The organism is Xanthobacter tagetidis, from assembly GCF_003667445.1.
GTDB lineage: Bacteria > Pseudomonadota > Alphaproteobacteria > Rhizobiales > Xanthobacteraceae > Xanthobacter > Xanthobacter tagetidis.
The window spans coordinates 1-963 of the sequence record NZ_RCTF01000041.1; the positions used below are offsets into that span (position 1 = coordinate 1).

A 963-nucleotide genomic window follows, 5' to 3' on the forward strand; every position below is an offset into this window, starting at 1 on the left:
CCGGCGTTCGGCGGACTCGATGCCGCGAAGACCGTGCGCGAGGCCGCGGTCAATTCCGGCCCGGTGCAGCTCGATCCCAACGTCACCCTCACCAATGCCGACGGCACCGGCTTCGGCGGCGGCCGGCTCACCGTCTCCATCGCCGGCGCCACGGCGGCCGACAGCTTCTCCATCAGGGAGGCTGACGGCATCACGGTCGCGGGCAATGGGGTCTATTACCAGGGCACGCGCATCGGCACCGTGACCTCGGACGGGGCCGCCGGCAGTGCGCTCACCGTCGCCTTCGACAGCGGACCGGTGAGCAACCAGGCGGCCACCGCGCTCGCGCGCTCCGTGAGCTATTCCTCCACCTCCGACGCCCCGGGCGCCGCCGCGCGCGCCGTCACCTTCCAGGCGGTGGATGCGGAGAAGACGGCCGGCGCGGCCCGCATGAACCTGAAGATCGCCGCCGACCGCGACGCGCCGCAGGTGAGCGGCCTCGACGCCCATATGGTCCGCACGCCGCAGGAGGCGTTGACCGCACGGCTGGTGGATGGCGACGTCACGGCGCGCAACCCGGACGGCACCGGCTTTTCCGGCGGATCGCTCAACGTCCATCTCGACGGGGCGACGGCGGGCGACGACCTGACGCTGGCAAGCGGGCCGTTCCGCATCCAGGGCACCAAGGTCTTTCTGGGCGCGACCCACGTCGCCAACGTCACCGCGAGCGGCCAGGACGGCACCGACCTCACCATCAAGTTCAAGGCCGCCGCCAAGGTCTCCGACGCGCAGATGACGCAGCTGATGGAGCAGGTGGCGCACAGCACCTCGGACGCCGCCCCGCCCGAGGGCGAGCGCACGCTCACCTTCACGCTGACCGACAAGGAGGGCGACGTGACCCGCGCCTCCGTCGGCCTCACCGTGGCGCAGCCCAACCGCGCGCCGGTGGCGACGGACGACGCGCGCACCACGGCGGAGGACACG

General features: G+C 72.5%; 1 protein-coding gene. It reads left to right on the plus strand.

Annotated features, from left to right (window positions below; all coding sequences use genetic code 11):
* On the plus strand, positions 1–963 hold a 963-nt coding region (locus D9R14_RS23235), incomplete at both ends, for a hypothetical protein (RefSeq protein WP_170168715.1).